Annotated in this window: 19 protein-coding genes; 7 read left to right on the top strand and 12 right to left on the bottom strand. The window is 46.5% G+C overall.

What is annotated here, in order from left to right; all coding sequences use genetic code 11:
* The first annotated feature begins 38 nt into the window (after positions 1-38).
* Together ACZLMD_RS03475 and xylB are read left to right on the top strand one after the other, a co-directional pair.
* Positions 39-1,529, top strand: a complete 1,491-nt coding sequence (locus ACZLMD_RS03475; RefSeq protein ID WP_118560049.1) for an L-fucose/L-arabinose isomerase family protein — start codon at positions 39-41, stop codon at positions 1,527-1,529.
* Positions 1,530-1,701: 172 nt separating this feature from the next.
* Positions 1,702-3,231 (top strand): xylulokinase, encoded by a 1,530-nt coding sequence (gene xylB, locus ACZLMD_RS03470; RefSeq protein WP_484109031.1) that lies wholly within the window; start codon positions 1,702-1,704, stop codon positions 3,229-3,231.
* A gap of 140 nt (positions 3,232-3,371) precedes the next feature.
* On the opposite strand, the gene ACZLMD_RS03465 is transcribed toward xylB, so the two are convergent.
* From ACZLMD_RS03465 to ACZLMD_RS03455, 3 genes are all read right to left on the bottom strand, one after another.
* Entirely contained in the window at positions 3,372-4,469 is a 1,098-nt protein-coding gene (locus ACZLMD_RS03465) for a hypothetical protein (protein ID WP_243100581.1), read from the bottom strand.
* 63 nt (positions 4,470-4,532) lie between these two features.
* Positions 4,533-6,260, bottom strand: a complete 1,728-nt coding sequence (locus ACZLMD_RS03460) for a protein kinase domain-containing protein (protein ID WP_482522883.1) — start codon at positions 6,258-6,260, stop codon at positions 4,533-4,535.
* A gap of 26 nt (positions 6,261-6,286) precedes the next feature.
* Positions 6,287-9,415 (bottom strand): leucine-rich repeat domain-containing protein, encoded by a 3,129-nt coding sequence (locus ACZLMD_RS03455; RefSeq protein ID WP_482522226.1) that lies wholly within the window; start codon positions 9,413-9,415, stop codon positions 6,287-6,289.
* Between the two features lie 193 nt (positions 9,416-9,608).
* Between ACZLMD_RS03455 and ACZLMD_RS03450 the strand changes: the two genes are divergently transcribed.
* The 3 genes from ACZLMD_RS03450 (at position 9,609) to ACZLMD_RS03440 (ending at position 12,615) form a co-directional block, all read left to right on the top strand.
* Positions 9,609-11,066, top strand: coding sequence for a T9SS type A sorting domain-containing protein (locus tag ACZLMD_RS03450; protein ID WP_482522882.1), 1,458 nt, complete (start codon positions 9,609-9,611; stop codon positions 11,064-11,066).
* Between the two features lie 441 nt (positions 11,067-11,507).
* A complete protein-coding gene (locus ACZLMD_RS03445; RefSeq protein ID WP_243100582.1) occupies positions 11,508-12,233 on the top strand; it encodes a YoaK family protein in 726 nt (241 codons plus the stop codon).
* A gap of 133 nt (positions 12,234-12,366) precedes the next feature.
* Complete coding sequence (locus ACZLMD_RS03440) at positions 12,367-12,615, top strand: hypothetical protein (RefSeq protein ID WP_118560059.1); 249 nt, start codon at positions 12,367-12,369, stop codon at positions 12,613-12,615.
* A gap of 184 nt (positions 12,616-12,799) precedes the next feature.
* On the opposite strand, the gene cysK is transcribed toward ACZLMD_RS03440, so the two are convergent.
* The 6 genes from cysK to ACZLMD_RS03410 all read right to left on the bottom strand — a co-directional run bounded on the left by cysK (position 12,800) and on the right by ACZLMD_RS03410 (position 20,946).
* On the bottom strand, positions 12,800-13,735 hold the full coding sequence (cysK, locus tag ACZLMD_RS03435) for a cysteine synthase A (protein ID WP_022307227.1): 936 nt from the start codon (positions 13,733-13,735) through the stop codon (positions 12,800-12,802).
* A gap of 295 nt (positions 13,736-14,030) precedes the next feature.
* A complete protein-coding gene (gene greA, locus ACZLMD_RS03430) occupies positions 14,031-14,531 on the bottom strand; it encodes a transcription elongation factor GreA (protein WP_022307228.1) in 501 nt (166 codons plus the stop codon).
* A 549-nt stretch (positions 14,532-15,080) separates the two neighbouring features.
* Entirely contained in the window at positions 15,081-16,358 is a 1,278-nt protein-coding gene (locus ACZLMD_RS03425) for an adenylosuccinate synthase (RefSeq protein WP_118560061.1), read from the bottom strand.
* 123 nt (positions 16,359-16,481) lie between these two features.
* Positions 16,482-17,936: an adenylosuccinate lyase gene (purB, locus tag ACZLMD_RS03420; RefSeq protein WP_489495121.1), complete on the bottom strand. Its 1,455-nt coding sequence runs from the start codon at positions 17,934-17,936 to the stop codon at positions 16,482-16,484.
* A 103-nt stretch (positions 17,937-18,039) separates the two neighbouring features.
* Positions 18,040-19,530, bottom strand: coding sequence for an amidophosphoribosyltransferase (purF, locus tag ACZLMD_RS03415; RefSeq protein WP_022307232.1), 1,491 nt, complete (start codon positions 19,528-19,530; stop codon positions 18,040-18,042).
* Positions 19,531-19,635: 105 nt separating this feature from the next.
* Entirely contained in the window at positions 19,636-20,946 is a 1,311-nt protein-coding gene (locus tag ACZLMD_RS03410; RefSeq protein ID WP_482523395.1) for a glycoside hydrolase family 3 protein, read from the bottom strand.
* A 160-nt stretch (positions 20,947-21,106) separates the two neighbouring features.
* On the opposite strand from ACZLMD_RS03410, the gene ACZLMD_RS03405 reads away from it, so the two are divergent.
* Complete coding sequence (locus ACZLMD_RS03405) at positions 21,107-21,313, top strand: chorion class high-cysteine HCB protein 13 (protein ID WP_118560067.1); 207 nt, start codon at positions 21,107-21,109, stop codon at positions 21,311-21,313.
* A gap of 111 nt (positions 21,314-21,424) precedes the next feature.
* Here the strand turns inward: ACZLMD_RS03405 and ACZLMD_RS03400 are convergent, their stop codons facing one another.
* The gene (locus tag ACZLMD_RS03400) at positions 21,425-21,598 is read right to left on the bottom strand and encodes a hypothetical protein (protein WP_022307235.1); all 174 of its coding nucleotides are present in this window, start codon (positions 21,596-21,598) and stop codon (positions 21,425-21,427) included.
* Between the two features lie 192 nt (positions 21,599-21,790).
* On the opposite strand from ACZLMD_RS03400, the gene ACZLMD_RS03395 reads away from it, so the two are divergent.
* Positions 21,791-21,994, top strand: a complete 204-nt coding sequence (locus ACZLMD_RS03395) for a chorion class high-cysteine HCB protein 13 (RefSeq protein WP_118560069.1) — start codon at positions 21,791-21,793, stop codon at positions 21,992-21,994.
* Positions 21,995-22,065: 71 nt separating this feature from the next.
* Here the strand turns inward: ACZLMD_RS03395 and aroC are convergent, their stop codons facing one another.
* Together aroC and ACZLMD_RS03385 are read right to left on the bottom strand one after the other, a co-directional pair.
* Positions 22,066-23,172: a chorismate synthase gene (aroC, locus tag ACZLMD_RS03390; protein WP_022307236.1), complete on the bottom strand. Its 1,107-nt coding sequence runs from the start codon at positions 23,170-23,172 to the stop codon at positions 22,066-22,068.
* 105 nt (positions 23,173-23,277) lie between these two features.
* Entirely contained in the window at positions 23,278-25,008 is a 1,731-nt protein-coding gene (locus ACZLMD_RS03385; protein ID WP_118560071.1) for a methyl-accepting chemotaxis protein, read from the bottom strand.
* Positions 25,009-25,012: the final 4 nt, after the last annotated feature.

Raw genomic sequence — 25,012 nt, 5'->3', positions numbered from 1 at the left:
ACGATTTATATACAAGAAAAGAAAGGATGATAACAACAATGGAAAACATGCCAAAAATGAAAATCGGTATTGTTGCAGTGAGCAGGGACTGTTTCCCGGAGTCGCTCTCTGTAACAAGAAGAGAAAACCTTGTAAAAGCATACGCTGCTAAATATGACGCAGAGGACATTTATGAGTGTCCGATCTGTATCGTAGAGAGTGAGATCCACATGGTTCAGGCTCTTGAGGACATCAAGAAAGCCGGCTGTAACGCTCTCTGTGTATACCTTGGTAACTTCGGTCCTGAGATCGCTGAGACACTTCTTGCAAAGCACTTCGATGGTCCTAAGATGTTCGTAGCTGCTGCTGAGGAGACTTCCGCAAACGGCGGACTGATCCAGGGCAGAGGTGATGCATACTGTGGTATGCTCAACGCAAGCTACAATTTAAAGCTTCGTAACGTAAAGGCTTACATCCCTGATTATCCGGTTGGAACTGCAGAGGAATGTGCTGATATGATCCATGAGTTCCTTCCAATCGCAAAGGCTGTATATGCTCTTAACAACCTGAAGATCATCAGCTTTGGTCCACGTCCACTGAACTTCCTTGCATGTAATGCACCGATCAAACAGCTTTACAACCTCGGCGTAGAGATCGAGGAGAACTCTGAGCTTGACCTGTTCGAGGCATTCAACAAGCATGCAGATGATCCACGTATCCCTGATGTTGTTAAGGATATGGAGGAAGAGCTTGGTGCCGGCAACAAGAAGCCTGAGATCTTAAACAAGCTTGCACAGTACGAGATCACTCTTCTTGACTGGATCGAGGAGCACAGAGGATATCGTAAGTTCGTTGCACTGGCAGGAAAGTGCTGGCCGGCATTCCAGACACAGTTCGGATGCGTACCTTGCTACGTTAACAGCCGTCTTACCAAGAGAGGCATTCCTGTATCCTGTGAGGTAGATATCTACGGAGCACTCAGCGAGTTCATCGGTACCGTTGTCAGCGATGATACTGTTACACTGCTTGATATCAACAATACCGTTCCTGCAGACATCTACAACGAGGAGATCAAGGGCAAGTTCGATTATACACAGAAGGATATCTTCATGGGCTTCCACTGTGGAAATACAGCATCTACAAAGCTTTCCTTCTGCGAGATGAAGAACCAGATGATCATGGCTCGTTCTCTTCCGGTAGAGGTAACAAACGGTACTCTCGAGGGAGATATCGTTCCTGGCGATATCACATTCTTCCGTCTGCAGAGCACTGCCGATGCAAAGCTTCGTGCTTACATTGCGAACGGAGAGGTTCTCCCTGTTGCAACACGTTCCTTCGGTGCGATCGGTATTTTCGCGATCAACGAGATGGGTCGTTTCTACCGTCACGTACTGATCGAGAAGAACTTCCCTCATCATGGTGCTGTTGCTTTCGGTCACTTCGGAAAGCAGCTCTATGAGGTATTCAAATACATCGGTGTTGATGTAGAGGAGATCGGCTACAATCAGCCAAAGGGTGTTCTGTACAAGACAGAGAATCCATTCTCATAAGAACAACCGGATTAAACTGACACTTAAGAAGCTGACAGGATCATCTCTGCCGCTTCTATATGCCAGAGCGGCGGCACGATGCCGCCGCTCTTTTCTATGAAACGGATATGAACCATTGGGACATTATTCCTAAGTTCATTTTCATCACTTACAGTAAGAAAGGATATTATCTATGAATTATTTAATTGGTATTGATTTAGGTACTTCCTCTACCAAGACAGTTCTCTTTGATGAGGAAGGTACCGTGATCGCCTCTGCCGGCAAGGATTATCCACTCTACACTCCAAACAACGGATGGGCAGAGCAGAAGCCGGAAGACTGGCGTGACGCTGCACTGGAGACAATCGCAAAGGTTGTCAAAGATTCCGGCGTAGCCGCTGACGACATCAAGGGTCTTGGTATTTCCGGACAGATGCACGGACTTGTTATGCTTGACGAGGCCGGTGAGGTTATCCGTCCTTCCATTATCTGGTGCGATCAGCGTACCGAGAAGGAATGCGAGGAGATCACCGAGAAGGTTGGTGCAAAGCGTCTGATCGAGATCACAGCAAACCCTGCTCTGACCGGCTTCACCGCATCCAAGATTCTCTGGGTTCGCAATCATGAGCCTGAGAATTATGCAAAATGTAAGCACATCCTCCTTCCAAAGGATTATGTCCGCTACATTCTGACCGGCGAGTTCGCAACAGAGGTTTCCGATGCTTCCGGTATGCAGCTTCTTGACGTACCAAAGCGTCAGTGGTCTGATGAGGTTCTCGAAAAGCTCGACATTGACAAGAGCCTTTTGGCAAAGGTATATGAGTCTCCTGAGGTAACAGGTACCATCCTTCCGGAGATCGCAGCAAAGACAGGTCTTTCTACTTCTACAGTTGTAGTCGGCGGTGCCGGCGATAATGCCGCTGCAGCAGTTGGAACAGGCGTTGTTGAGGATGGCAAGGCATTTACCACGATCGGTACCAGCGGCGTTGTATTTGCACATTCCAGCGATATCTCCATCGATCCAAAGGGACGTGTACATACCTTCTGTTGCGCAGTTCCGGGTGCATGGCATGTTATGGGTGTTACCCAGGCAGCCGGATATTCTCTGGCATGGTTCCAGGACAACATCGGAACAGAGTATGCACGCAAGGCAAAGGAGCAGGGCTGTGGTGCATTTGATCTGATCAATGCAGACGTATTAAAGACACCGATCGGTGCGAACCGTCTGATCTATCTCCCATATCTGAATGGCGAGCGTACTCCGCATCTGGATGCAAACTGCCGTGGTGTATTCTTCGGTCTTTCCAGCATGCACACAACTGCTGACATGGCTCGTGCCGTTATGGAGGGTATCAGCTACTCTCTGACCGACTGTAACGATATCATCCGCGAGATGGGTATCAACGTTACCGAGATGATGGCATGTGGCGGTGGCGCCAAGAACGGCGTACAGCGTCAGATGATGGCAGATATGTTCGGCTGTGACGTTAAGACCGTAACCGCTACCGAAGGACCTGCACTTGGTGTTGCAATCCTTGCCGGTGTCGGTGCAGGTATCTATGACAGCGTTGAGGCAGCATGCCGCAAGATGATCCATACGGATCCTGAGAAGGAATGTCATCCGGACGCAGCTGCTACCAAGGAGTACGACAAGTTCCATCAGCTTTACAAGAAGCTGTACGATGATCTGAAGGATGATTATCAGACACTTGCTACTCTGTAATAATAAAGCCTGATAAACCAAAGGGTTCTGTGTGAATGAAGCTTCATTCACACAGAACCCTTTTTCTTTCCTGTTCATTCACAAAAAATGTTTTATCCTCAACGCTTTGAGCATCCTGCAAGACCGGTATTTTCTGCCGTCTAAAATTTCCCGTATCTTTCCCGGTAATCCTCGTATAAGGTTCGAAGACTCTTGTCGTCATCGCCCTCCTCCTCGAGTATCCCCTCTTCCTCCATTTGATAGAAATATGTAATAATCTCCTCACAGCGCTTAAGTATTTCCGGATTCTGCGTGACCTCCTTCATGCTGTATGCATTGTCCAGAGACAGCATTGGATTTGCATTCTCATGATTGTGAAACAAATAGATCATAATGCATTCGTAACGATTTCTGACGTCCAGAGGACGCATCTGTGCCAACTCCAGAAGCTGATTGATCTCTGCCAGTGTCATTGTCATTCCTATTCCAAAATCAATCAGCATATTCCGTTCCGGTAAAATTCCATGACGCTTTAACTTTGAGTACGCCACCTCAAAGCCCTGTGGCTTCTCAAATCTTCTGGCTAACTGATGAAGACTCTGCGCTTCCTCTCCCTCATACCGTGCACCTCCACGCATTTTAATGTAATTTTCCATATAGTCAATGAGCTTTGAATGTGTTCCCCGGAAAATATCCATATGCTCTGTCATAAATGCATCAAATTCCCACTCATCCGCAATCAAGAGAAGCTTCTCATGCATCACTCCGGTAGTCACCCTGTCACGATACTCCTGATCAAAGCTATGCCCCTGACACATCGCTTCATACCTTTCCCGGTAATGCACTAATGCCGGATACGAATACGCCTCATCCCCGGGATGCTCCTTTCTCTGCCGGATCACATAAATACAGATTGCATCATAGACATCCTTTGCGTACAATGACGCATAGCCACCATAATCCTGCAGAAGCCGATTCAACTGCTCTTCATTCATATCCAGTCCGAAGCCAAGTTTAATAAAATGCTCTCTGCTTCGCGGAAGCACACCGTCCACACACCAGCTCCGGATTGTGTTTTTGCTGAAGCCACAGCGTTTTCCAAACTTTTCATAAGAAAGCTCCAGATCAAACAACTGCTCCTGCATAAATTCCTTCCAGTTTCTCTGCTTTGATTCATAATAATGCAAAAAATCCAGAAGCTCTTCATCCCTGCTACAGCGATTTAATTCCTCCATTAATATTTTCGAAATCTCTGTCATGACATCTTCCATCCTTTATCTCTATCCACACTCCGCTCACTGTTTCTTTTGCCACATGCACCTCTACATCGGTGGCACCACTTTATTTTGTCCGTTTCGGGATCCTCTGATCGTCTTTGTACTATTATTCAACTCTGACTGTCCTGCCGCTGGATTACTGCCCTTACTCACGATCACCGTAATCTTTGTGTTCTTTTTGACACGGCGTCCAGCCTTCACCGACTGCTCCACTACAAGCCCCTCCGGTACGGTTTCATGATACTCCTTCATGACACAGATCCGAAGCTTTGCCTTTTTAAGCAATCGGCGTGCCTCCTGCTCCGCCTCGCCCCGGACGACCGGAACACGACAATATTTTCTTCCCCGGCTGACGTAAATTGTCAGCTTCCCGAGAGATCCAGCCTCCCACTCCGTCCCCGGCGCAATGCTCTGAGACAGAATTTCTCCCTTCTTTACAGTTGAGCTGTATTTTCTTTTCCAGATAATTTCTAGAGAGGAGTCTGCGAGCTGCTGCAGTGCACCAGCCGCTTCCTTTCGTTTCATCCCCTCCACTCGGATCATCCGGTATGTTTTGGACTTAGATTTGATCGTTTCTACCGGCTTCTCCTTCCGGATATCCTCCAACTTTCCCGCGACTGATGTTTTCGATGATCTCATATATATTCCAGCCAGAACGATACCAACCATACAAAGTCCTGCCAAAAATATCCCTGCCATCCATTTCCATCGATGTGCCTTTTCTTCTACAGCTTCTTCAGTTGTCCCATTTTGTGGACACTCATATAAATCGCGGTATAATTCCTCCATGGATGCCGTCCTTTTCTGAATCTTCAATACCATCCCATGGCTGACTGCCCTCTCCAGCTCCGGTGTCACATCTTCATTCCATACAGACAACGGCGTCAGCGAATCCTCCCCGGTCTCTAACAAACTGCACACTCTTCCCTGTGACGACTGTGCTGCTTTTCCGGCGATCAGGTAATAGAGAGTTGCACATACCGCATACACATCTGTCCATGGTCCCTGCTGCTTAAGCGCCTTGCTGCGTTCCCCCTCCCCCGGCTTGCGGTATCTTTGCTCCGGCGGCGAAAAATCCGTCTTCATAATCGTGGTAAACTGCGTACTATCCTGACTTCTCGCCGCTCCAAAGTCCAGAAGCTTCACCTCAAGATCATTGCATAGCATAATATTATCCGGGCTGATATCTCTATGCAACAGTCCCATTTTATGGACTTCCTGCATAGACCGTATCACCGGCTTCATTAGCTCCAGTGCCTCCTTGGGATCAAGCTGTTGATTCCGATGTTCATCTCTGTACTGCTTCAACGTCACACCCTCCAGCAGTTCCATGATCAGATAGGATGTATCATTCTCATTTTCAATGATATTTTCGATATGTACAATTCCCGGGCAGGAAGAAAGAGAATACAGAATTCTGGCTTCTTTTACAAAATTATCCCGCTCCCTGCTTACCAGATCACTCTGCTTTCGAACCGATACGCTGTAAGACTTGGTCGTGTCCCGCTCTACAAACTCCGACGGATAATATTCTTTGACTGCTACCTTGTGCTCAAGGGCATTATCCCATCCTATGTAGGTAATTCCAAATCCGCCCTGACTAAGCTTTCTGCCAATCAGATATCTTCCGTTTAACAGAGTCGTTCCCGGCGGCAGACATTGTCCGCCCGCAATATATTTCTTCTCCTCAAATCCACACCAAGGACAAATCTCCTGATGTTTCTCTTCTTCAAGAATCCTCATACAATTATAACAACGCTTCTGTCCGTTCATGCTGCCTCCATCTGACCTGTTTTTGTTCAGGCATTTTTCTTTCCGGAGGAATACGAAACTGTTTTGGACCATGAACTCTTCTGCCACTTTCCTTTTACCTTCATACTCGTCCGTATCCGCATCCGAAACTGTGCGGTACCACCTGAATTTCTTTTCATTATAATCTTTTTACGAATATTCCCCTGGTATCGTTTACGACTAAACCATTTTCCACCATGAAAGCCTTTCAACTTCAGTTGAAATTCATATCTGGTTCCCTCTGCCTTCTTAAGAGAAATCACATAATTTGTACCCTTTTCCGTCAATGCCATCTCCGGCTTCATCAGCTTGCGGGCAACAACGGCTCTGACCGGAGCAGACAGCGGATTCGGCTGTTCCAGCGAATCATTTCCCGCCTTAACCTTATAAAAATAAACATTTCCCTTTTTGACCTGACGGTCCACATAATTAGTAGCAGATGTGCTTTTTATCAGAACATAACCTGTCCTTTTCTGCGTAGAACGATAAATCAGATACTCCCCCTCTTCCGCTTTCTTCCAGGTAATCCGAAGTGCGGAAATATATGCTTTCTTTCCCATAACTTTGCAGTCGGAAACTTTAACACCGCTGACTGCCACTGTCTTTATTCCGGCAACCGCTGTCCCCTGTGGTAATGCCGTCTCCTGTACCGGTGTGCTTGTCTGCGGTACACTCGTCGGCACTGCTGCCGATGCAGTTGGCTCCGGTGATGGCGTCTGCATCCGATCCGGTCCCCAGTAAAACGGAAAATAACTGCTTCCCATATCCTTTGGTGTCACCCAGTCATATCCATTTTCTTCTGCCCATTTTGCTGCATAGCTGCCCGGCTCTGCCACGATCAGTGTTCCCGGCTTAAACGCCCCCGGTCCGATATAGATTACATCCACGCTGATCCGTATAATGCACTCTGCCTCCTCTGAGCCAAATGCACCGGAGGAAATCCGTGTCACACCATACAGATACAGATTCCATATGTTCTCCTCCCGGATCTGCTCCGGCAGCTTGTCCTCATTCACTGCCGCCAGCGTATCACTGACACTGATGCAGCCCTGACTTTCGCTGCTGTTTGTCACCCATTCACAGTTACTGTCAAAAGCATAGTCTCCTATCTGTGTCAGATTTTCCGAATACTGCAGTGTTTTCAGAGAAGAGCACTCCGAAAATGCATAGTCCGGCACGCCTGTAATCTTCTCCCCCAAAATAATATTTTCCACACCGCAGACCGTCGATTTCTTTCCCTTTCCCTCCGGCATAAACGCATTCGAATGAATTGTCAGCGTCTTGAGCGAATCACATTTTTCAAAAAGATTACCAAGCATGTCCGCCGTCAGCGACCGACTTGGCTCCATCTCTTCCGGGATTGTCAGTTGCTGCAATGCACTGCAGCCATAAAATACACTTTTATTTTCTGAATCCTCATCTGGAATTTCCACACAGATCTCACGATCCGGAAATGCGATGGACTCCAGAGAAGTACAGTTATAAAATGCCTGCTCATCCACATTATGAAGCAGACTTCCCTCTGCGAAGGAAATGGAGGTAATATTCCTGCAGTGTGCAAAAGCATTTTCCTCTATTCTTCTCACCTTCTGAGGAATCACTACCTCTCCTGCCATATCCGTACTGCAATCTACCAGAACCGTATCATTAATGATCAATAACCCACTGTCCCATTTATCGGTCAGATCAGCAAGCCATTTCGTTCCATCAAATGCCCTTTTACCAATCTCTGTATCCGTATCCGCAAATTCCACCTGTACCAATAAATCGCAGCCCTCAAACGCTTCATCTCCGATCTGTGTTACGCCGTCCGGCATCACAACGGACGTCAGTGTTGTATTATCCTGAAACGCACAGTCCGTGATCCTGTTTACACTCTCCGGGATTGTCAGATTTCCAAAGGAATAGTCATCCTGCGTATCAACAATCGCATGATCCAGTATCGCCAGACCATTCTCATATTTCTGTGTCACCCATGGCGTATTCCGAAAAGAATGACTGCCGCTTTTCTGATAACATTCCTCCAAAGCTTCCAGCGTCACCAGATTGGTACAGTCTGCAAATGCCTCATCCCCGATATTCACCGGCGAAAGAAAATGAACCTTCGTCAGTGCACTTTTCTGAAATGCATACGGATCAATTGTCATCACTCCCGCAGACTGTAGAGTAAGCTCTGTAATGGCTGTCTCATAAAATGCAAATTCCCCAATCTTCTCTGATATCAATGTTCCCACAAGTCCATCCTGCGCGTCTGCAAGTGTCCCTAATCCGGTACAGCCACAGAATGCATATTTGCCTATTTTCTTCGTCACACGATCAAGTCCTGTCACCGTTGTCAGCGATGTACAGTCCATAAATGCAAATTCCCCAACCTCTTGCAAATCCGAACTGACAAGCTCGACTGATTCCAGAGATGCACAATCCTGAAACATCATATCGGGAAGCTTTGTAATCGAGGCACAAAGTTTCATATTCTTTATCCCTGTTCCAAAAAAGACGCCCTCTCCATAATGTACTACATTTGCAGAATCAGTTACCTTAACAAGGTTATTGCAATTAACAAATGCATACGCACCGACGCTCTTTACACTGCCGTTCATATCTATTTCCGTCAATGAGGAACACATTGCAAATGCATTTGCCCCAATGTATTCGGCATTTTTAAGATCAATGCTGTCCAGACTGATGCATCCCGAAAACGCCGAAGTGCCCAGACGTTTTACTGCATTCCCCAGCGTCACCCGCTGAAGATCCCTGCAGTTTTGAAACACCGCTTCTCCAATTCTTGTCACGCTGTCCGGAATCACAACACTCTGCAGTCCTGCAGAAGACTGCCAGAAATCATCCTCTCCATAAGTATCCAGTGCCATTACCGTCATTCCGTCCACTGTCTGCGGAATGTTCACTGTATTCTCGACCTTTTCTCCCAGATACTTTGTCAGTACCAGCTTATCTTCCGTCAATTTGCGGTATTTCCATTGTCCGTCACTGCTCTGCAGCATCGTAACTGCTGCCTTTGCCGTTGGAATGCCGTTTACTCTTCCCGCACCTCCGGCACCACCCAGACTTCCGATCACCAGCGCTACAGTAAGCGCCCATATCCAAAATTTATTCCTGTAATGCTTTCGTATTTTCATCACTTTCTCCATTCCTGTATAATCTGTTATGTCTATGATAATATCTTTCCCGTTCTCTGTCAAAATGAAAGTATCCCCCTTTTCTTCCCCCCCGTTTCATCATCGGTCAGTTCGTTTAAAACACGTCTGATCCGACTGGTATAATGTAGAAAACAAAGAAAATAACTGCCTGAATGGCGAAATGGAGGAAATTATGAAAAAGAGACATTTATTTTCCAGAAAAACATGGTTATCCGTGTTCACTGCTATCACTTTCATGATCACAGAGGCATTTCTTTGCCAGCCATCTGTACCAAAAGATGTACAGGCCCAGGAATTCACAACTGCAGAAACCCTTCCGGTAAACACCCCTGTCACTGACATTACCGGGGACAATATCAAATATTACACCTTCCAGTCCACGGAGGACGGCTACTTTACAATCAATATCAAACACAAAGATATTACACAAACCGGTCGCTGGTGTATGGTTCTGCGAAACAAGGACAGAAGCTATGTCTACGAAACCATGTATGGAGATTCTATCACCTCACATAAATGGCCCTGTGTCAAAGGCAAAACCTATTATATTGATCTAAGCGACAGCTATGGTTCCAGCAAACAAGCCTATGAGCTTGTCGTCACCCAGACTGCCGATCCCAACTGGGAACGGGAAGAAAATGATAATCAGGAGACTGCCACACCGTTAGCCTGTGACAGTCCGATGAATGGTATGGTAGAAAACGAAGGCAGCGACTGGTTCAAGCTGGAAACTCCGGCTGCCGCCGGCTATGTTACCTTTTCACTGGTTCATCCGGACATTGCCGAGAAAGGCGGATGGACAATGACCATTCAGGACGCATCCGGCAAAGTATACGGCAAATACAATGGTTCTTCGATCAATACGATCAAATACGGCTTTGCCCCTAGAACTATACTTTATATCAAGCTTACGGCAAACTATGGCGATGACCGTCAGCTTTACACCTTAACAGCATCATTTACACCATCAGTCACCTTCGAAAGCGAGCCAAATGACAGTGCTGCCAATGCCGACAGCATTGCTTATAACACCGATTACTGTGGCGTCATCAACTCCTCCGCAGATGATGTGGATTATTATAGCTTTACCAATCCTGCCGCCGGCAAAGTGACGATCCATTTCGGACCGGTTGACATATCAAATACCGGAAAATGGAATCTGACACTCGTGGATGCAAGCGGCAACGAAACATCTCTTCTTCAGACAGAAACCACACAGGATGTCACCTCGCTTCTCAAAAAGGGAACCTATTATCTAAAGATCACGGATAGCTGGGGAGCTTCTAATAAAGACTATACCTTCCGTCTGAGCCGCAAAAACTATAATATTTCCGGCAAAACAAAGATACAAAAAGCAAAGCTTTCCAGAAAACACATTATCAAATACATTAAATTAGGAAAACGCGCCAAAAATGCAGAAAAGTATCTGGTTAAGATTTCCCGCAAAAAAAATATGTCCGATGCATCTTCTGCGGAATTTAATGCTGTCAAAAAACTGGATATTGATTATTATGGTTATTACAAGACCACCTATTATATTCAGGTAAGACCATATGTTACCGATGCCTTTGGCAACCGCTGGTACGGCAAAAAGTCTAATATTGTAAAAATTAAAACGAAACGTCTGTAATCAGAGAAAGATCCGTTAATTCTTTTCCTCTATACAGTCATTGTATCACAAATTTGCAACGCAAGGGAGCTTGTTGGCTTGCGCAGAATTTGTGAACGACAAAATCTTAAAGCGCAGTGCGCGACAGCTGCAAAGCAGCTGGATTTTGGAGTTATTATATCATCAAAAATTTACCAAAAGATACTAAAAAGCTTCGGTCTTTCATCTCTGAGAATGACCGAAGCTTTTTACTTTTAAGATATGCTTTCACGGCAGCTTTTTACCGTATTGGAATTTATGCTTGTCACTGCTTTCTTCAACGATTATAATAGTAGATAGTGCTATATCATATAGTTACGCATTCAAAAGCAGCAAAGCTTTAAAGCGCAATCTGCGCCAGCCGTTAGAACAAAATAACGTTCGAACCCAACATCTTATAATTACTTAAAGGAATGATTTATCATGAACGAATCCGATAACATGTTTGAAGAAGAATATCTCACCTGTGAACGGAGGCACATCTTTTTCGTATTGATGGGAGTCGCCGGCTTCTTTGGTGCATTCACCTACTCTATCCGCGGGGGCATTTTCTGTAATGCACAGACCGCCAATTTCGTTTTATTTGCAATGGCACTCGGCAACGCCCAGTGGAAACACGCCCTCTACTTTCTGATCCCAATGAGTGCCTATTTCCTTGGTGCCGTGATCTCCGAGGCGCTGCCCGGCAGCATCAAAAAGCTGCAGTTTATTCGCTGGGATACGCTGTTTATCATGATTGAAATGATCGTTGTCGTCTTTCTCGGGCTTCTGCCGGAGAGTGCACCGGTTCAGATCTCACAGGTTGCGATCAACTTCATCTGCTCGATGCAGTATAACACCTTCCGGCAGGCAAGGAGTGTTCCGATGGCAACGACCTTTTGTACCAATCACTGGCGTCAGGTTGCGATCGCACTGACGAAAGCTATCCGTCACCGGGATACTGCCTATCTGCCCCGCATGTCCCAGCATCTTTGTATGCTGCTTGTGTTCGTGGTCGGCGGTGTGATATCCACGATTCTTTGTAATCTTTTCCTTGGCAAAGCGATCTTTGCCGCACTGATTCCTCTGATGATCGTGTTTATCGATCTTTTATATGCGGATCTGAAACGCGAAAAGGGTGCTCTGGAACGGATTCCGCATGGGCATTGAGAAGGTGCGTGTGGCGAATATTAACCCGATTTGTGTCAATAACATGATTGCATGATTTTTTGAAAACAATCCATACTATTTACAGTACCCCGAAAATTATTTACTAAGACTTCATTTCGGAAGGAGCAATAGTATGAGCCACGATAAAAACGGTACGACCGGTCTAAACCATATGAACAAACGTCAGCTTGCCGAAGGTCTTGAGTTTCTCGATGATCTGACGGAGGATGAGCGCAAGCGTTTTGAAGCACTTCCCGACGAGGATAAGCATCGGTGTATCGCCCAGAATCTGATCAGTCACCAGGATGACAAGCTCTGGGACAGGGATATCGGCATCAGCCAGCTGGAGGGACGCATCGTCACAAAATCTTTTCAGGGATAGATGATTGACGTTTCTGCCAATTGACCTTTTCTAATATCTCTCTGCAGATCCGCCAATTCATATATTTTTACCTGTCGGGAAATTAATTATCTGACCGATGAAACGATCAAAACAAATCGAGAGCAGCCCACGTTTACAGGCTGCTCCCTGTTTGTTTATCCATGAAATTTTATTGATTGATCCATTAGTCGGCAAAGAGCTGTGTAGAAAGATATCTGTCTCCTGAATCAGGGAGAAGTGCTACAATCACCTTGCCCTTGTTCTCCGGACGGGCTGCAAGAATAGTTGCTGCCTTTAATGCTGCTCCGGAAGAAATACCAACGAGAATACCCTCGCTCTGGGCAAACTTCTTGCCCTCGACAAATGCATCATCGTTCGCGATCGGGAGAATCTCATCATATACATCTGTGTTCAGTACCTTTGGCACGAAGCCTGCGCCAATACCCTGAATCTTATGTGCTCCCGGTGCTCCACCGGAAAGAACCGGGCTGGTCTCCGGCTCAACAGCTACGATCTTGACATTTGGATTCTGCTCCTTTAAGTACTCGCCGATACCTGTGATTGTTCCGCCTGTACCAACACCTGCTATGAAAATATCTACTTTGCCATCGGTCTGATCCCAGATCTCAGGACCGGTTGTTGCCTTATGTGCTGCCGGGTTAGCCGGATTGTCAAACTGACCAAGGATAACAGAGCCCGGTGTGTTTGCCTGAAGCTCCTCTGCCTTTGCGATAGCTCCCTTCATTCCCTTTGCACCTTCTGTCAGAACAAGCTCTGCTCCATATGCTTTTAATAATGTACGACGCTCGATGCTCATGGTATCCGGAAGAGTAAGCACTGCATGATATCCCTTTGCTGTAGCAACAGCGGCAAGACCAATTCCTGTATTACCGGATGTTGGCTCGATAATTGTTGCACCCGGCTTTAAGATACCCTTCTTTTCTGCATCCTCGATCATTGCAAGACTGATACGATCCTTAACAGATCCTGTCAGATTCAGATACTCTAACTTTGTCAGGATCGTTGCATCTGTAACTCCTGCTGCTTCACTGTATTTGCTTGCCTTTAAGATTGGGGTTCCTCCGATCAGTTCTACTGCACTCTCTTTAATCTTTGCCATAATAATGTCCTCCTTCATTCTCTAAACATTCTGCTTCTCTGACCCTCCCTCTTCAGAAACAATCCTGTCTGAAATCTTGGATAATCAGTTGTTTTCTTTAATTATACTATTCATACTGTGTTTGTATGAATTGATTTTATAATGGTATTATATTCCTTCAATTCCTATCTGTCAATAGGAATTTATAAAATCTCTGAAAAAATCTGTCGTTATGCTCAATTCGAAAACAAATCAGGACTGGCATACTCTCTGTTTTACAGCCAGTATGCCAGTCCTGATATTAATTCTCTTCATTTTAGAATCGGCTGATTTCCTCCGATTCATCATCACTTTTACGGATCTCACGGATGACAACATCGTATTTTACTCCATTTTCCAGCTCTATTGTAACCGTGTCGCCCACACGATGCTTCAACAGACATTTCCCCATGGGTGATTCAATGCTGATCATATTATTCATTACATCTGCACGGATCGTTGTGACAATCTTATACTCTTCTTCGCAGTCATCCTCCGGGACATAAACGACAACGGTATCATTGAGTCCAAGCTCCTCCTCACCGGCATCGTCCTCCACGATCTGAGCCGTCTTGATCATCCGCTCCAGATAGCGGATCCGGCTCTCATTACGATTTTTCACTTTCTTGGCTGCTTTATATTCAAAGTTCTCGCTGAGATCTCCCTGCGCTCTCGCCTCCTTGACGTCTTCCAGGGCTTCCTTACGCACGACAAGCTTGCGATGCTCCAACTCCTTCTCCATCTTTTCAACATCCTGTCTGGTTAATCGATCATACATTGTTTCATCCTCCCTTTTATTGCAAAAAAGATCTTCTATGCAAAACAAACAGATATTTATATGTTTTTTGTTTATTTTTGACAATGATATTTTATCACATGCTGTATATAATATATATAAGAAATCTGAATTGATTTCTTCATCACACAATGAGTCCTGTGACTGTTCTGACAGGACATTAATCAAAAAATGACAGAGCGATGAGAGGTGTGACGGTTCTGACACCTCGGTAAACAAAAAGTGACCGAGTGATGATATCTATATGGGAGAGTTGTTACTCTCCCATTTTTACAAAGTAAATACATCAATGAATATATTGCTTATATAAAAAACACAAATTCCACCAAAGATCAAAAAAAGTTAAAACGAAAATACATATATTCCACATTACAATATTTTCATAAAGAATTAAAAATTTAGAACAAAAGAGCGAAACCAGCGTTTCATCCTTGCTTCCCACCACATTACGAGCATTTTCCTATACCAGAACAAAACAGAAGGCTACCCATCAGTGGATCAGCCTCCTGCACGATTATTCCATAAATTTAATTAGCGATAGATGATCTCGCTTCTCTTTGGTCCGTTTGATACCATTGTGATCGGCACACCGATCTCCTTCTCGATGAACTCGATATAACGACGGCAGTTCTCCGGAAGTTTGTCATACTCGGTAATACCTCTGATGTCGCAGTTCCAGCCCGGCAGTGTCTCATAAACAGGCTTTGCCTTAGCAAGCTTTGCGGTTACAGGGAAGTCCTTTACAACCTCTCCATCGATCTCATAACCAACGCAGACCGGAATCTCCTTGAGATATCCGAGACAGTCAAGAACAGTCAGTGCTACTTCTGTTGCACCCTGGATCTGGCAGCCGTAACGGGATGCTACTGCATCGAACCAGCCCATACGACGTGGACGTCCTGTTGTTGCACCGTACTCTCCACCGTCTCCGCCACGCTTACGAAGCTCCTCAGCCTCTACCTCATCGTGAATCTCACTGACGAACTCGCCGGCACCAACGGCACTGGAATAGGCCTTTACAACAGTAACGATTCTCTTGATCTCATATGGAGGAATACCTGCGCCGATTGCGCCGTATGCAGCCAATGTAGAGGAAGAAGTAACCATTGGGTAAATACCGTGATCCGGATCCTTCAGGGAACCAAGCTGTCCCTCTAACAGAATACCCTTGCCTTCCTTGATCGCCTGACGAAGAAAAGCAGATACGTCGCAGACATAAGGAGCGACCATATCACGATACTCGTGAAGTGTATTTAAAAGCTCATCCGGATCAAGCTCCGGCTTATTGTAAAGATATTTCAGTGTAACGTTCTTCTGCTCGCAGATGCGTGCGATCTTGTCCTTTAACACATCATCATCGAACAACTCGGATACCTGAATACCGATCTTAGCGTACTTATCAGAATAGAACGGAGCGATTCCGGACTTTGTGGATCCGAAGGATTTCTTTCCGAGACGCTCTTCCTCATACTGATCGAACAGGATGTGATACGGCATCAGGATCTGTGCTCTGTCAGATACCAGAATCTTTGGCTTTGGCACGCCCTGCTCTACTAAGGAATTGATCTCCTTAAACAGATATGGAATGTTCAGTGCAACACCGTTGCCGATAACACTTGTGGTGTGATTGTAAAATACACCGGATGGCAGAAGATGCAGTGCAAACTTACCATAATCATTGATGATGGTGTGACCTGCATTGCTTCCTCCCTGAAAACGTACGATGATATCGGACTTCTCACCTAACATATCGGTGATCTTTCCTTTTCCCTCATCGCCCCAGTTTGCTCCAACGATTGCTGTAACCATAAATAGCCCCCATTTCTGTACTGCCCTGACCTGGTTCCCATGCCTGGCAGCACAACGACACGGGAATGGAAAATACTTCTTACTTCGGTTCACTCATAGAAGCATACTTCCGGTAATTGATTCCTACACGTTTATCTCGGACTTCATTCCAAGGATTTCCTGATTCTCATCCAGAATTGGCTGAACAATCTCCTGAATAAACTCCTCTACCTGTGAAGCAGAACGTCCTGTATATCTGGATGGCTCCATCAATGCCTGCAGCTCCGGCAGTGTCATCGGGAACTCATCGTCTGCAGCGATCAGCTCCAGCAGATTGTTTTCTTTTCCTTCCTGCTTAACATTCTTGCCTGCTTCCATAGAGAGCTGACGGATCTTCTCATGAAGCTCCTGTCTGTCTCCACCTGCTTTGACGGCATCCATCATGATATTCTCGGTTGCCATGAACGGCAGCTCGGCCATCAGACGTTTCTCGATCACTTTATCATATACGACAAGACCATCCACAACATTTAATACCAGATCAAGGATACCATCTGTTGCCAGAAATCCCTCCGGTACGCTGATACGCTTGTTGGCGGAATCATCCAGCGTACGCTCAAACCACTGACATGCCGAGGTGAACATTGTGTTGGTGACATCAGCCATCACATAACGGGAAAGAGATGCAATACGCTCGCTGCGCATTGGATTTCTCTTGTATGCCATTGCGGAGGAACCGATCTGATTCTTCTCGAACGGCTCTTCAATCTCCTTCAGATGCTGAAGAAGACGGATATCATTGGAGAACTTGTGTGCACTTGCTGCAATGCCTGCAAGTACATTTACAACTCTTGTATCAAGCTTTCTGGAGTAGGTCTGTCCGGATACCGGGAAGCACTCCTTAAAGCCCATCTTCTTGGCAATGATCTTGTCGAGCTTCTTAACCTTCTCCTCATCGCCGTCAAACAGCTCCATAAAGCTTGCCTGTGTTCCTGTTGTTCCCTTGGAACCGAGAAGCTTCATATGATCAATGACATGATCCAGATCTTCCAGATCCATCAGAAATTCCTGCAGCCACAGAGTTGCTCTCTTACCTACAGTTGTAGGCTGAGCCGGCTGAAAATGAGTAAACGCAAGTGTCGGCTGTGATTTGTACTTCATCGCAAAACGGGACAGCTCATCAATTACGTTGATCAGCTTGTTGCGGATCAGATGAAGCGCCTCTGTCATAATGATGACATCGGTATTATCTCCGACATAACAGGAGGTAGCTCCCAGATGAATGATCCCCTTTGCCTTCGGACACTGAACACCGTAAGCATATACATGTGACATAACATCGTGACGAACCTGCTTCTCTCTCTCCTTGGCAACATCATAATTGATATTATCTGCCTGAGACTTCAGTTCCTCGATCTGCTCCTTTGTCACAGCAGGATTTCCGTTTTCATCCAGAAGTCCAAGTTCATTCTCTGCCTCGGCAAGCGCGATCCATAAACGTCTCCAGGTTTTGAATTTCTTGTCCGGAGAGAATATGTACTGCATCTCTCTGCTGGCGTATCTCTCGGACAGTGGACTTGTGTATCTGTCGTTACTCATATCTAACCTCATTTCTGTGCTGTTTCGCACACCTTTGTTTTATATGTTCAGTACAAATTGATCCGGCACAGAACCGCTTCAACCTATACCCACAACACCTGTATTATTTGTCGTAATCTCCACGGATATCTTCCTTCGGAGGATCTAACGGATAATCTCCGGAGAAGCAGGCATTACAGTACCCCTGATCTCCATCGATCAGTTCACTGAGCCTGTTAAGATCAAGATATCCCAGAGAATCTGCACCGATCATCTCTGCGATCTGCTCTACCGTATGGCTGAATGCCGGCAGCTGATCACTGGACGGTACATCTGTTCCAAAATAACATGGATATTTGAATGGTGGAGAACTGATGCGCACATGCACTTCCTTCGCTCCCGCATCCTTGAGCATCTTCACAATACGCGCACTTGTCGTTCCACGGACGATGGAATCATCAACCATGACAACACGCTTGCCGCGAACGATTTCACGAAGAACATTCAGCTTAACCATAACACTCGACTCTCTCGCCGACTGCTTTGGCTTAATGAAGGTTCTTCCCACATAACTGTTCTTGACGAAAGCCGTTCCGTACGGAATGCCGGATTCCAGAGCAAAGCCCATCGCTGCTGCATTACCGGACTCCGGTACACCCACAACGATATCGGCGTCGACAGGATGTGTCTGTGCCAGGATCCTTCCGGCTGTAATCCGGGAACTGTGAACGCTGATGCCATCTATGTAACTGTCCGGTCTTGCGAAATAAATGTACTCAAAAATACATTTTGCATGACTGCCTGTCATCAGAGACTTGTCCGAAGAAATTCCCTCCGGCGTGATCGTCACGATCTCCCCCGGCTCCACATCACGGATAAACTCTGCGCCAACCGTATCAAGTGCACATGATTCACTGGACAGGATATATGCCCCGTCTCTCTTGCCGATACAAAGCGGACGGAATCCAAACGGATCTCTTGCTCCGATCAGCTTACGCGGACTTGCCACTACAAGAGAATAAGCTCCCTTGATCTTTTTCATGGCTTCCTTGACCGCTTCCTCTACCTTGCCGACCTTCAGACGTTCTCTCGCGATCAGATATGCGATCACCTCTGAATCAATCGTAGTCTGGAAGATCGCACCACTCAGCTCCAGCTCGCGGCGAAGCTCCAGTGCATTGACCAGATTGCCGTTATGTGCCAGTGAAAGGGTTCCCTTGATATAGTTCAGAACCAGCGGCTGTGTATTCTCGGCAACACTTGCTCCTGCTGTCGAATAACGCACATGACCAACTCCGATATCACCTTTCATCTTGCCAAGATTCTCAGCATTGAATACCTCATTGACGAGTCCCATTCCCTTGACGGAGGATGAATTCCTCTGAGGACCGTCTGTACGGCTCACTGCAATACCGCAACTCTCCTGTCCTCTGTGCTGGAGGGAAAACAGTCCATAATAGATGGTAGACGCAACGTCCCTGCCTTCCATATCGTACATTCCGAATACTCCGCACTCTTCCCCGAGCTTCGGTTCTTCCGCCTGTGCAAGCAGGCAGCCGGAACAATGGCATTTCTCACATGATGTCTGTTTGTTACATTTGGTATGCTCACTCATTTTTGTCTCCATTCCTATGCAATTGTCCTAAACACCCTAATAACACAAGATATATTATATCAATTTCACGGAAAATCTCAAGACTTGTTTGTAACTTTTTGTGATTTACTCTGCTTCCTTCTTCTGTGCGGTATCCTCGAGAGTCATAATTCCCTTCTGAAACTTTAATTTCAGAATACGCTGAACCGTATCATTTAACCGTTTCTCCGTGATCTTTCCTGACTGCACACGTTTTAAAACAGCATCGAACGCCCCCGGCAGATCCTCCGGCATCAGAATAATGTCTGCCCCTGCTTCGAAGGACTTGACTGCGGCATCTCCGGCAGAATATTTGTCCGTGATCGATGCCATATCGAATGCATCGGTAATGATCAGTCCGCTGTAATTTAACTCCTCACGCAGGATCGTTGTCATGATCAGATTTGACAGGCTTGCCGGTTCGCTCGTCTCGGTAACGCGACTCACCGAAATATGGGAGATCATCACAAAATCCGCTCCTGCATCCATTCCGTTTACAAACGGAACAAAATCAATCTGTCGCAGTTTTGATATGCTGCTGTCAATGTCGACACTTCCCTGATGGGTATCTCCGCTGGAGGAACCCTGTCCCGGAAAATGCTTGAGCGTGGAGCAGATATTCTGGCTCTCAAGCCCCTTTACATAGGCACTGACATATTCTGCCACCTTTTTCGGATCATCACCAAAGGAGCGCGTTCCGATCTCACTGTTCATCTCGGTCGTCTTAACGTCTGCTACAGGAGCAAAATCGACATTAAAACCAAGCTCTCCAATCTGGCTGCCGATCGTCTCAGCCATATAATATACATAATCGGCATCCTCTGTCTTACCGATCTCTTCCATACTCGGAAATGTGTCCGTTTTCATTTTCGGGTTATTTCCGATTCGTGCCACATCGCCGCCTTCCTCATCCACACACACAAACAGCGGTGTTGAGGAATTCTTCTGCAGCTTGCGGATCAGCTTTTTGGTCTGCTTCCGGTTCCAGATATTTCTGGAAAACAATGTAACTCCACCGACCGGATACTGCTCCAGTGTTTCTTTCATTGCTTTTGTAAGCTTTTTATGTTCGTAATACTGTCCCTTCGTCTGGTCTAAAAGTTCCAGATTGACATTGAAAAGCTGTCCGACCTTCTCCTCGTCACTCATCAGGTTCAGATATTCCAGAGAGGCATAGGTTGCATCTTCGTCACTCATCCCGATTACTTCCGGCTCCCGCGTGCATTCTACATCTGTAGATTTCGGCGGCGTATATACGTCACGGCTTTTATCTTTGCCAAACGGCAGACCGGAGCATCCTGTCAGAAGCAGACAAATACTAAGACCCGCTGCACATAATTTCTTTCCATATCTCATTTTCCGGTGCCATACGTCTTTTCTTTTGTGTTGATCTCTCATTGTGATCTTCCATGCCTTTCTTTTATTTTATGATATTGGAATCAAAGGTATTTTGCCCTTTGCATCATTTTTGATTATTTCGGAAACTGTCCAAGCCGCCCTGCATAGGTTAAAAATGTAAATATATCCTGTCACTGATAATGACAGAACGGAGGTTTTCATGAGTGATTTAGCAGCAACCGATTGCGGATGTGGATGCAGCAACGGAGGAAATGATAGTGGATGTAGTTGGATCATCATTCTCCTTCTGCTCTGCTGCTGTTGTGGAAATGGCAACAACTGCTTCGGCGGCTTTGGCGGCGACAGCTGCTGCAGCTCCATCATCTGGATCTTACTTATCCTGTGCTGCTGCGGTAACGGCTTCTGACAACCGTGCAGACCCTGACCGTTAATGGCATTTGCCGGCGGTCACAACTACTTACGTGGCTGCCCTTACGGGGCAGCCTTTTCCTTTTCAGTACCGTTCTTCATAACTGCTTTACCACTGTCCCTTTGAAATTCTCTTCCGGCACGCCTCACACTCCCGGTCGATCTCATAGATCGTATCCTCCTCGATCACAAGATCATCCTCCTGTTTCTGTCTCCGGTCTTCCTCGGATGACTCAACTGCCGTCTCTTTTGCCTTTTCCGGTCCGTAATAAAAGTATCTCATAATACCCTCCATTCTATCCCCGGAATTAAACTCCGGTGGATGTTTATGTAAAATGGAGTTACTTCATCATATGCATCAGAAAAGATTCTGTCTCCTTTTGACAAACTGCCGGAAACTGTCCAAGCACTGATACATACTATAACAATGTAAATAAATTTGACTGTCAGATCTTCTGACAGAATGGAGGTTACCATGAGTGATTTAGCAGCAACCGGTTGCGGCGGCGGATGTTCATCAGACAACGGAGGATGTAGTTGGATCATTATCCTTCTTCTCCTCTGCTGCTGTTGCGGTAATGGCAACAACGGCTTCGGCGGTTTTGGCGGAGATGGATGCGGATGCAATTCCATTCTCTGGATCCTGATCCTTTGCTGTTGCTGTGGAAACGGATTCTAAACATATCGTTTCCTTTTAAACGAGCAGACCAAATTGGTCCACCGGCAGTTTCTTCGGATCTGCCGGTATTTTTATTGCCGTTTCCAGAACTCCTGAATCTTATCCAGTCTTGATGTCATTCCAAGAAGCACCATATCAAGCACACAGAGTGCACTCATTGCTTCCACAACCACAACCGCTCTCGGCACGATCACCGGATCATGTCTTCCCTTAATAGAAATCTCAATGTCCTCGCCATCACGATTAACCGTCTGCTGCTTACGTGCAATGGACGGAGTCGGCTTCACCGCCGCCCGCAATATAATATCACTGCCGTCACTCATTCCACCGAGGATTCCTCCTGCATGGTTCGTCTTTTTGGCAATGCTTCCATTCTCTGCTGCCACAAAGCTGTCGTTATTGTCAGAGCCAAAGGCAGAAGCCACAGCAAAGCCATCTCCGATCTCCACGCCCTTAACTGCACCGATGGACATCACAGCCTTCGCCAGATTAGCGTCCAGTTTTTCAAAAACCGGCTCTCCGATCCCGGCAGGCATGCCCCGGACAACACATTCGATCACGCCGCCTGCAGAATCCTGTTCCTTCATCTTCTGCTCCAGCAAGAGCTCTGCTTTCTCAGATGCATCAAGATCCGGCATGTAAAGCGGGCTTTTCATGATATTATCCATGGAAGCCTTCGTTTCATCAATGTCGATCCCACCGATCGACCTTGTATATGCCTGCACATGAATTCCAAGGCTTTTCAGCAACTCCTCGGCAATTGCTCCGGCAGCAACTCTGCCAATCGTTTCTCTTCCTGAGGAACGTCCGCCTCCACGATAATCCCGGAAGCCATACTTCTCATCAAAGGTATAATCCGCGTGCCCTGGTCTGTAATAGCCTGCAATTTCAGAATAATCCTTCGAACGCTGTGTCTTATTGTAAACCACCAGTGAGATCGGTGTACCTGTGGTTTTTCCTTCAAAGATGCCTGACTGGATCTCCACCAGATCCTCTTCCTTACGCGGTGTGGAATATCTGGTCTGTCCCGGCTTTCTCCGGTTCAGATACTTCTGTATCGTCTGCTCATCCAGTGCCAGTCCTGCCGGACAGCCGTCCACCACAACACCGACGCCCTTTCCGTGGGACTCTCCCCATGTTGTCACCTTAAATATACTGCCAAATGTCGATCCTGCCATTTCTTACCAAGCCTTTCTTCATTTCTTGTAGTTTTATACAGACAAACGCAGCAGAAACTCTGTATAAGCAGTTTCCTGCTGCGTTGCCATTATCATGTATCCTGATCACAGACGGATCTTTTTCACACTCTGATCCAGTCCATATGCAATCTCTTTAAGCTGTGCCGCATTCTCAGAAATATCCTGTACAATGTTGGTAACCTCTGCCACGGAAGCGGATGTCTCCTCACTGCTTGCAGCGTTCTCCTCTGCGATCGCAGAAAGGTTTTGAACCACATCGACTACCTTTTCTCTGGAATCATCCAGATTCTCTGTCTTACCTGTAATATGTACCACACTTTCCAGTGCATTTGCAACACCATTGTTCACCTGATGGAACATCTGATCTGTCTGCGTCATCTTGTCACTCTGCTCATCCATGATATTGCGTACCTGCTGCATCGTCTCAACTGCCCTGGTCGAATCCTTGATCAATGCAGATGTAATATCATCGATCTGGCTTGCTGATTCATTCGACTGCTCCGCAAGCTTCTGGATCTGTGAAGCAACCACAGCAAAACCTCTTCCCTGCTCTCCGGCACGCGCTGCCTCGATGGAAGCATTCAGAGACAACAGATTCGTCTCCTCCGCGATGGAGGCGATCAGTGAGGTTGCATCCTTGATCTTCTGTGCAGATGCATTCGTGATGTTCGTCTGCTCATAAATCTCCTCAATGGAAACCTTGGTTCTCTCATTGACTGCCATCAACTCATTCAGGATGGCCATCGCATGATCACTGGAATTCTTCATGCTCTGGGAATTATTCTCCAGAATCTCCGCTTCCTTGTTGGTTGCTTCGATCATATTCCCCATATCAATAACATGCTCTGTCGCGTTCTGTGTCTCCTGTGCCTGATTGGTCGCACCGCTTGCAATATCACCAACAGCATTTCCAACCTGCTCTACGGTCTTTGCCGTATCGGATGCATCCCGGTCCAGTCGCTCCGATGCACTGAACAGATCGTTACTCTTGCTCTGGATCTCCTCGACCATCGTCACAAGCTCTTTCCGAAGATTTGCCACAGACCGGCTCATCACTCCTGTCTCATCTTTGCGCTTCACTAACTTCTCCGCTCCCGGTGTCGGCGTAAAGTCCATCCCTGCCATCTTGCTGACAATATCCGATATCCGACCGATCGGACGCAGATTCGTTGAGATCAGGATCAATGAAAGGATCGTCATAAAGATGTCTACAATAACCGCCGCTCCAATGCTGATATAAACGACTCTGTGTAACGGCGCCAGAATATCCGACTCATCGGCAGAAATTACAAGCACGGTATCACATGCCTCATCCACATAATAGGACGCGTACTTTTTCACTCCGTTAAAGTCATAAGTAACTACCTTCGACTCCGGGCGCTGCTTCTGCGCCATCTGTTGTACAACCCCCTTGATCACAGCGTTCTCCACCGGCTTGCCAATCTTCTCCTCGGTCGGATGATACTTCATTGTTCCGGTCGAATCCACAACATAGGCATAGCTGGAAGCAACGCCCTCGATGCCAACGTCCTTAAATGAAGAACGCAGGGAATCCGTGTTCTTGTTCTGAATCTGCTTACGAAGCACCTCCAGTTTCGATCCGTCGCTTACCGTCACATCCTGCAGATAATTCATCGTCTGATCCAGCAGCGTCCTCTGTGCGGCCGGGATGATCAGAGCCAGGATCACGGAGCATGTCACGATCACAGCACAGATCATCAGCACGGTCATACGGAACTTCAACGAATGGATAAACCCCACTTTATCCTGTTGTCTCTCCTTTTTCTCCTTTTTTGTGCTCTTTTTTCTTCCCATAATA

The sequence above is a fragment of the Jutongia sp. genome (assembly GCF_057878315.1).
The sequence above is the reverse complement of the archived record's forward strand: the minus strand, read 5'-3'. Positions and strand labels throughout refer to the sequence as shown.

Bases quoted from the DNA above. Each gene is read 5' to 3' on its own strand.
- ACZLMD_RS03465 (WP_243100581.1), bottom strand. From the start codon at position 4,469: ATGACAGAGATTTCGAAAATATTAATGGAGGAATTAAATCGCTGTAGC.
- ACZLMD_RS03405 (WP_118560067.1), top strand. From the start codon at position 21,107: ATGAGTGATTTAGCAGCAACCGATTGCGGATGTGGATGCAGCAACGGA.
- ACZLMD_RS03385 (WP_118560071.1), bottom strand. From the start codon at position 25,008: ATGGGAAGAAAAAAGAGCACAAAAAAGGAGAAAAAGGAGAGACAACAG.
- purB (WP_489495121.1), bottom strand. From the start codon at position 17,936: ATGAGTAACGACAGATACACAAGTCCACTGTCCGAGAGATACGCCAGC.
- ACZLMD_RS03425 (WP_118560061.1), bottom strand. From the start codon at position 16,358: ATGGTTACAGCAATCGTTGGAGCAAACTGGGGCGATGAGGGAAAAGGA.
- ACZLMD_RS03400 (WP_022307235.1), bottom strand. From the start codon at position 21,598: ATGAGATACTTTTATTACGGACCGGAAAAGGCAAAAGAGACGGCAGTT.
- xylB (WP_484109031.1), top strand. From the start codon at position 1,702: ATGAATTATTTAATTGGTATTGATTTAGGTACTTCCTCTACCAAGACA.
- ACZLMD_RS03450 (WP_482522882.1), top strand. From the start codon at position 9,609: ATGAAAAAGAGACATTTATTTTCCAGAAAAACATGGTTATCCGTGTTC.
- ACZLMD_RS03395 (WP_118560069.1), top strand. From the start codon at position 21,791: ATGAGTGATTTAGCAGCAACCGGTTGCGGCGGCGGATGTTCATCAGAC.
- ACZLMD_RS03475 (WP_118560049.1), top strand. From the start codon at position 39: ATGGAAAACATGCCAAAAATGAAAATCGGTATTGTTGCAGTGAGCAGG.
- aroC (WP_022307236.1), bottom strand. From the start codon at position 23,172: ATGGCAGGATCGACATTTGGCAGTATATTTAAGGTGACAACATGGGGA.
- ACZLMD_RS03445 (WP_243100582.1), top strand. From the start codon at position 11,508: ATGAACGAATCCGATAACATGTTTGAAGAAGAATATCTCACCTGTGAA.
- ACZLMD_RS03440 (WP_118560059.1), top strand. From the start codon at position 12,367: ATGAGCCACGATAAAAACGGTACGACCGGTCTAAACCATATGAACAAA.
- greA (WP_022307228.1), bottom strand. From the start codon at position 14,531: ATGTATGATCGATTAACCAGACAGGATGTTGAAAAGATGGAGAAGGAG.
- purF (WP_022307232.1), bottom strand. From the start codon at position 19,530: ATGAGTGAGCATACCAAATGTAACAAACAGACATCATGTGAGAAATGC.
- ACZLMD_RS03410 (WP_482523395.1), bottom strand. From the start codon at position 20,946: ATGAGAGATCAACACAAAAGAAAAGACGTATGGCACCGGAAAATGAGA.
- cysK (WP_022307227.1), bottom strand. From the start codon at position 13,735: ATGGCAAAGATTAAAGAGAGTGCAGTAGAACTGATCGGAGGAACCCCA.
- ACZLMD_RS03455 (WP_482522226.1), bottom strand. From the start codon at position 9,415: ATGAAAATACGAAAGCATTACAGGAATAAATTTTGGATATGGGCGCTT.
- ACZLMD_RS03460 (WP_482522883.1), bottom strand. From the start codon at position 6,260: ATGAACGGACAGAAGCGTTGTTATAATTGTATGAGGATTCTTGAAGAA.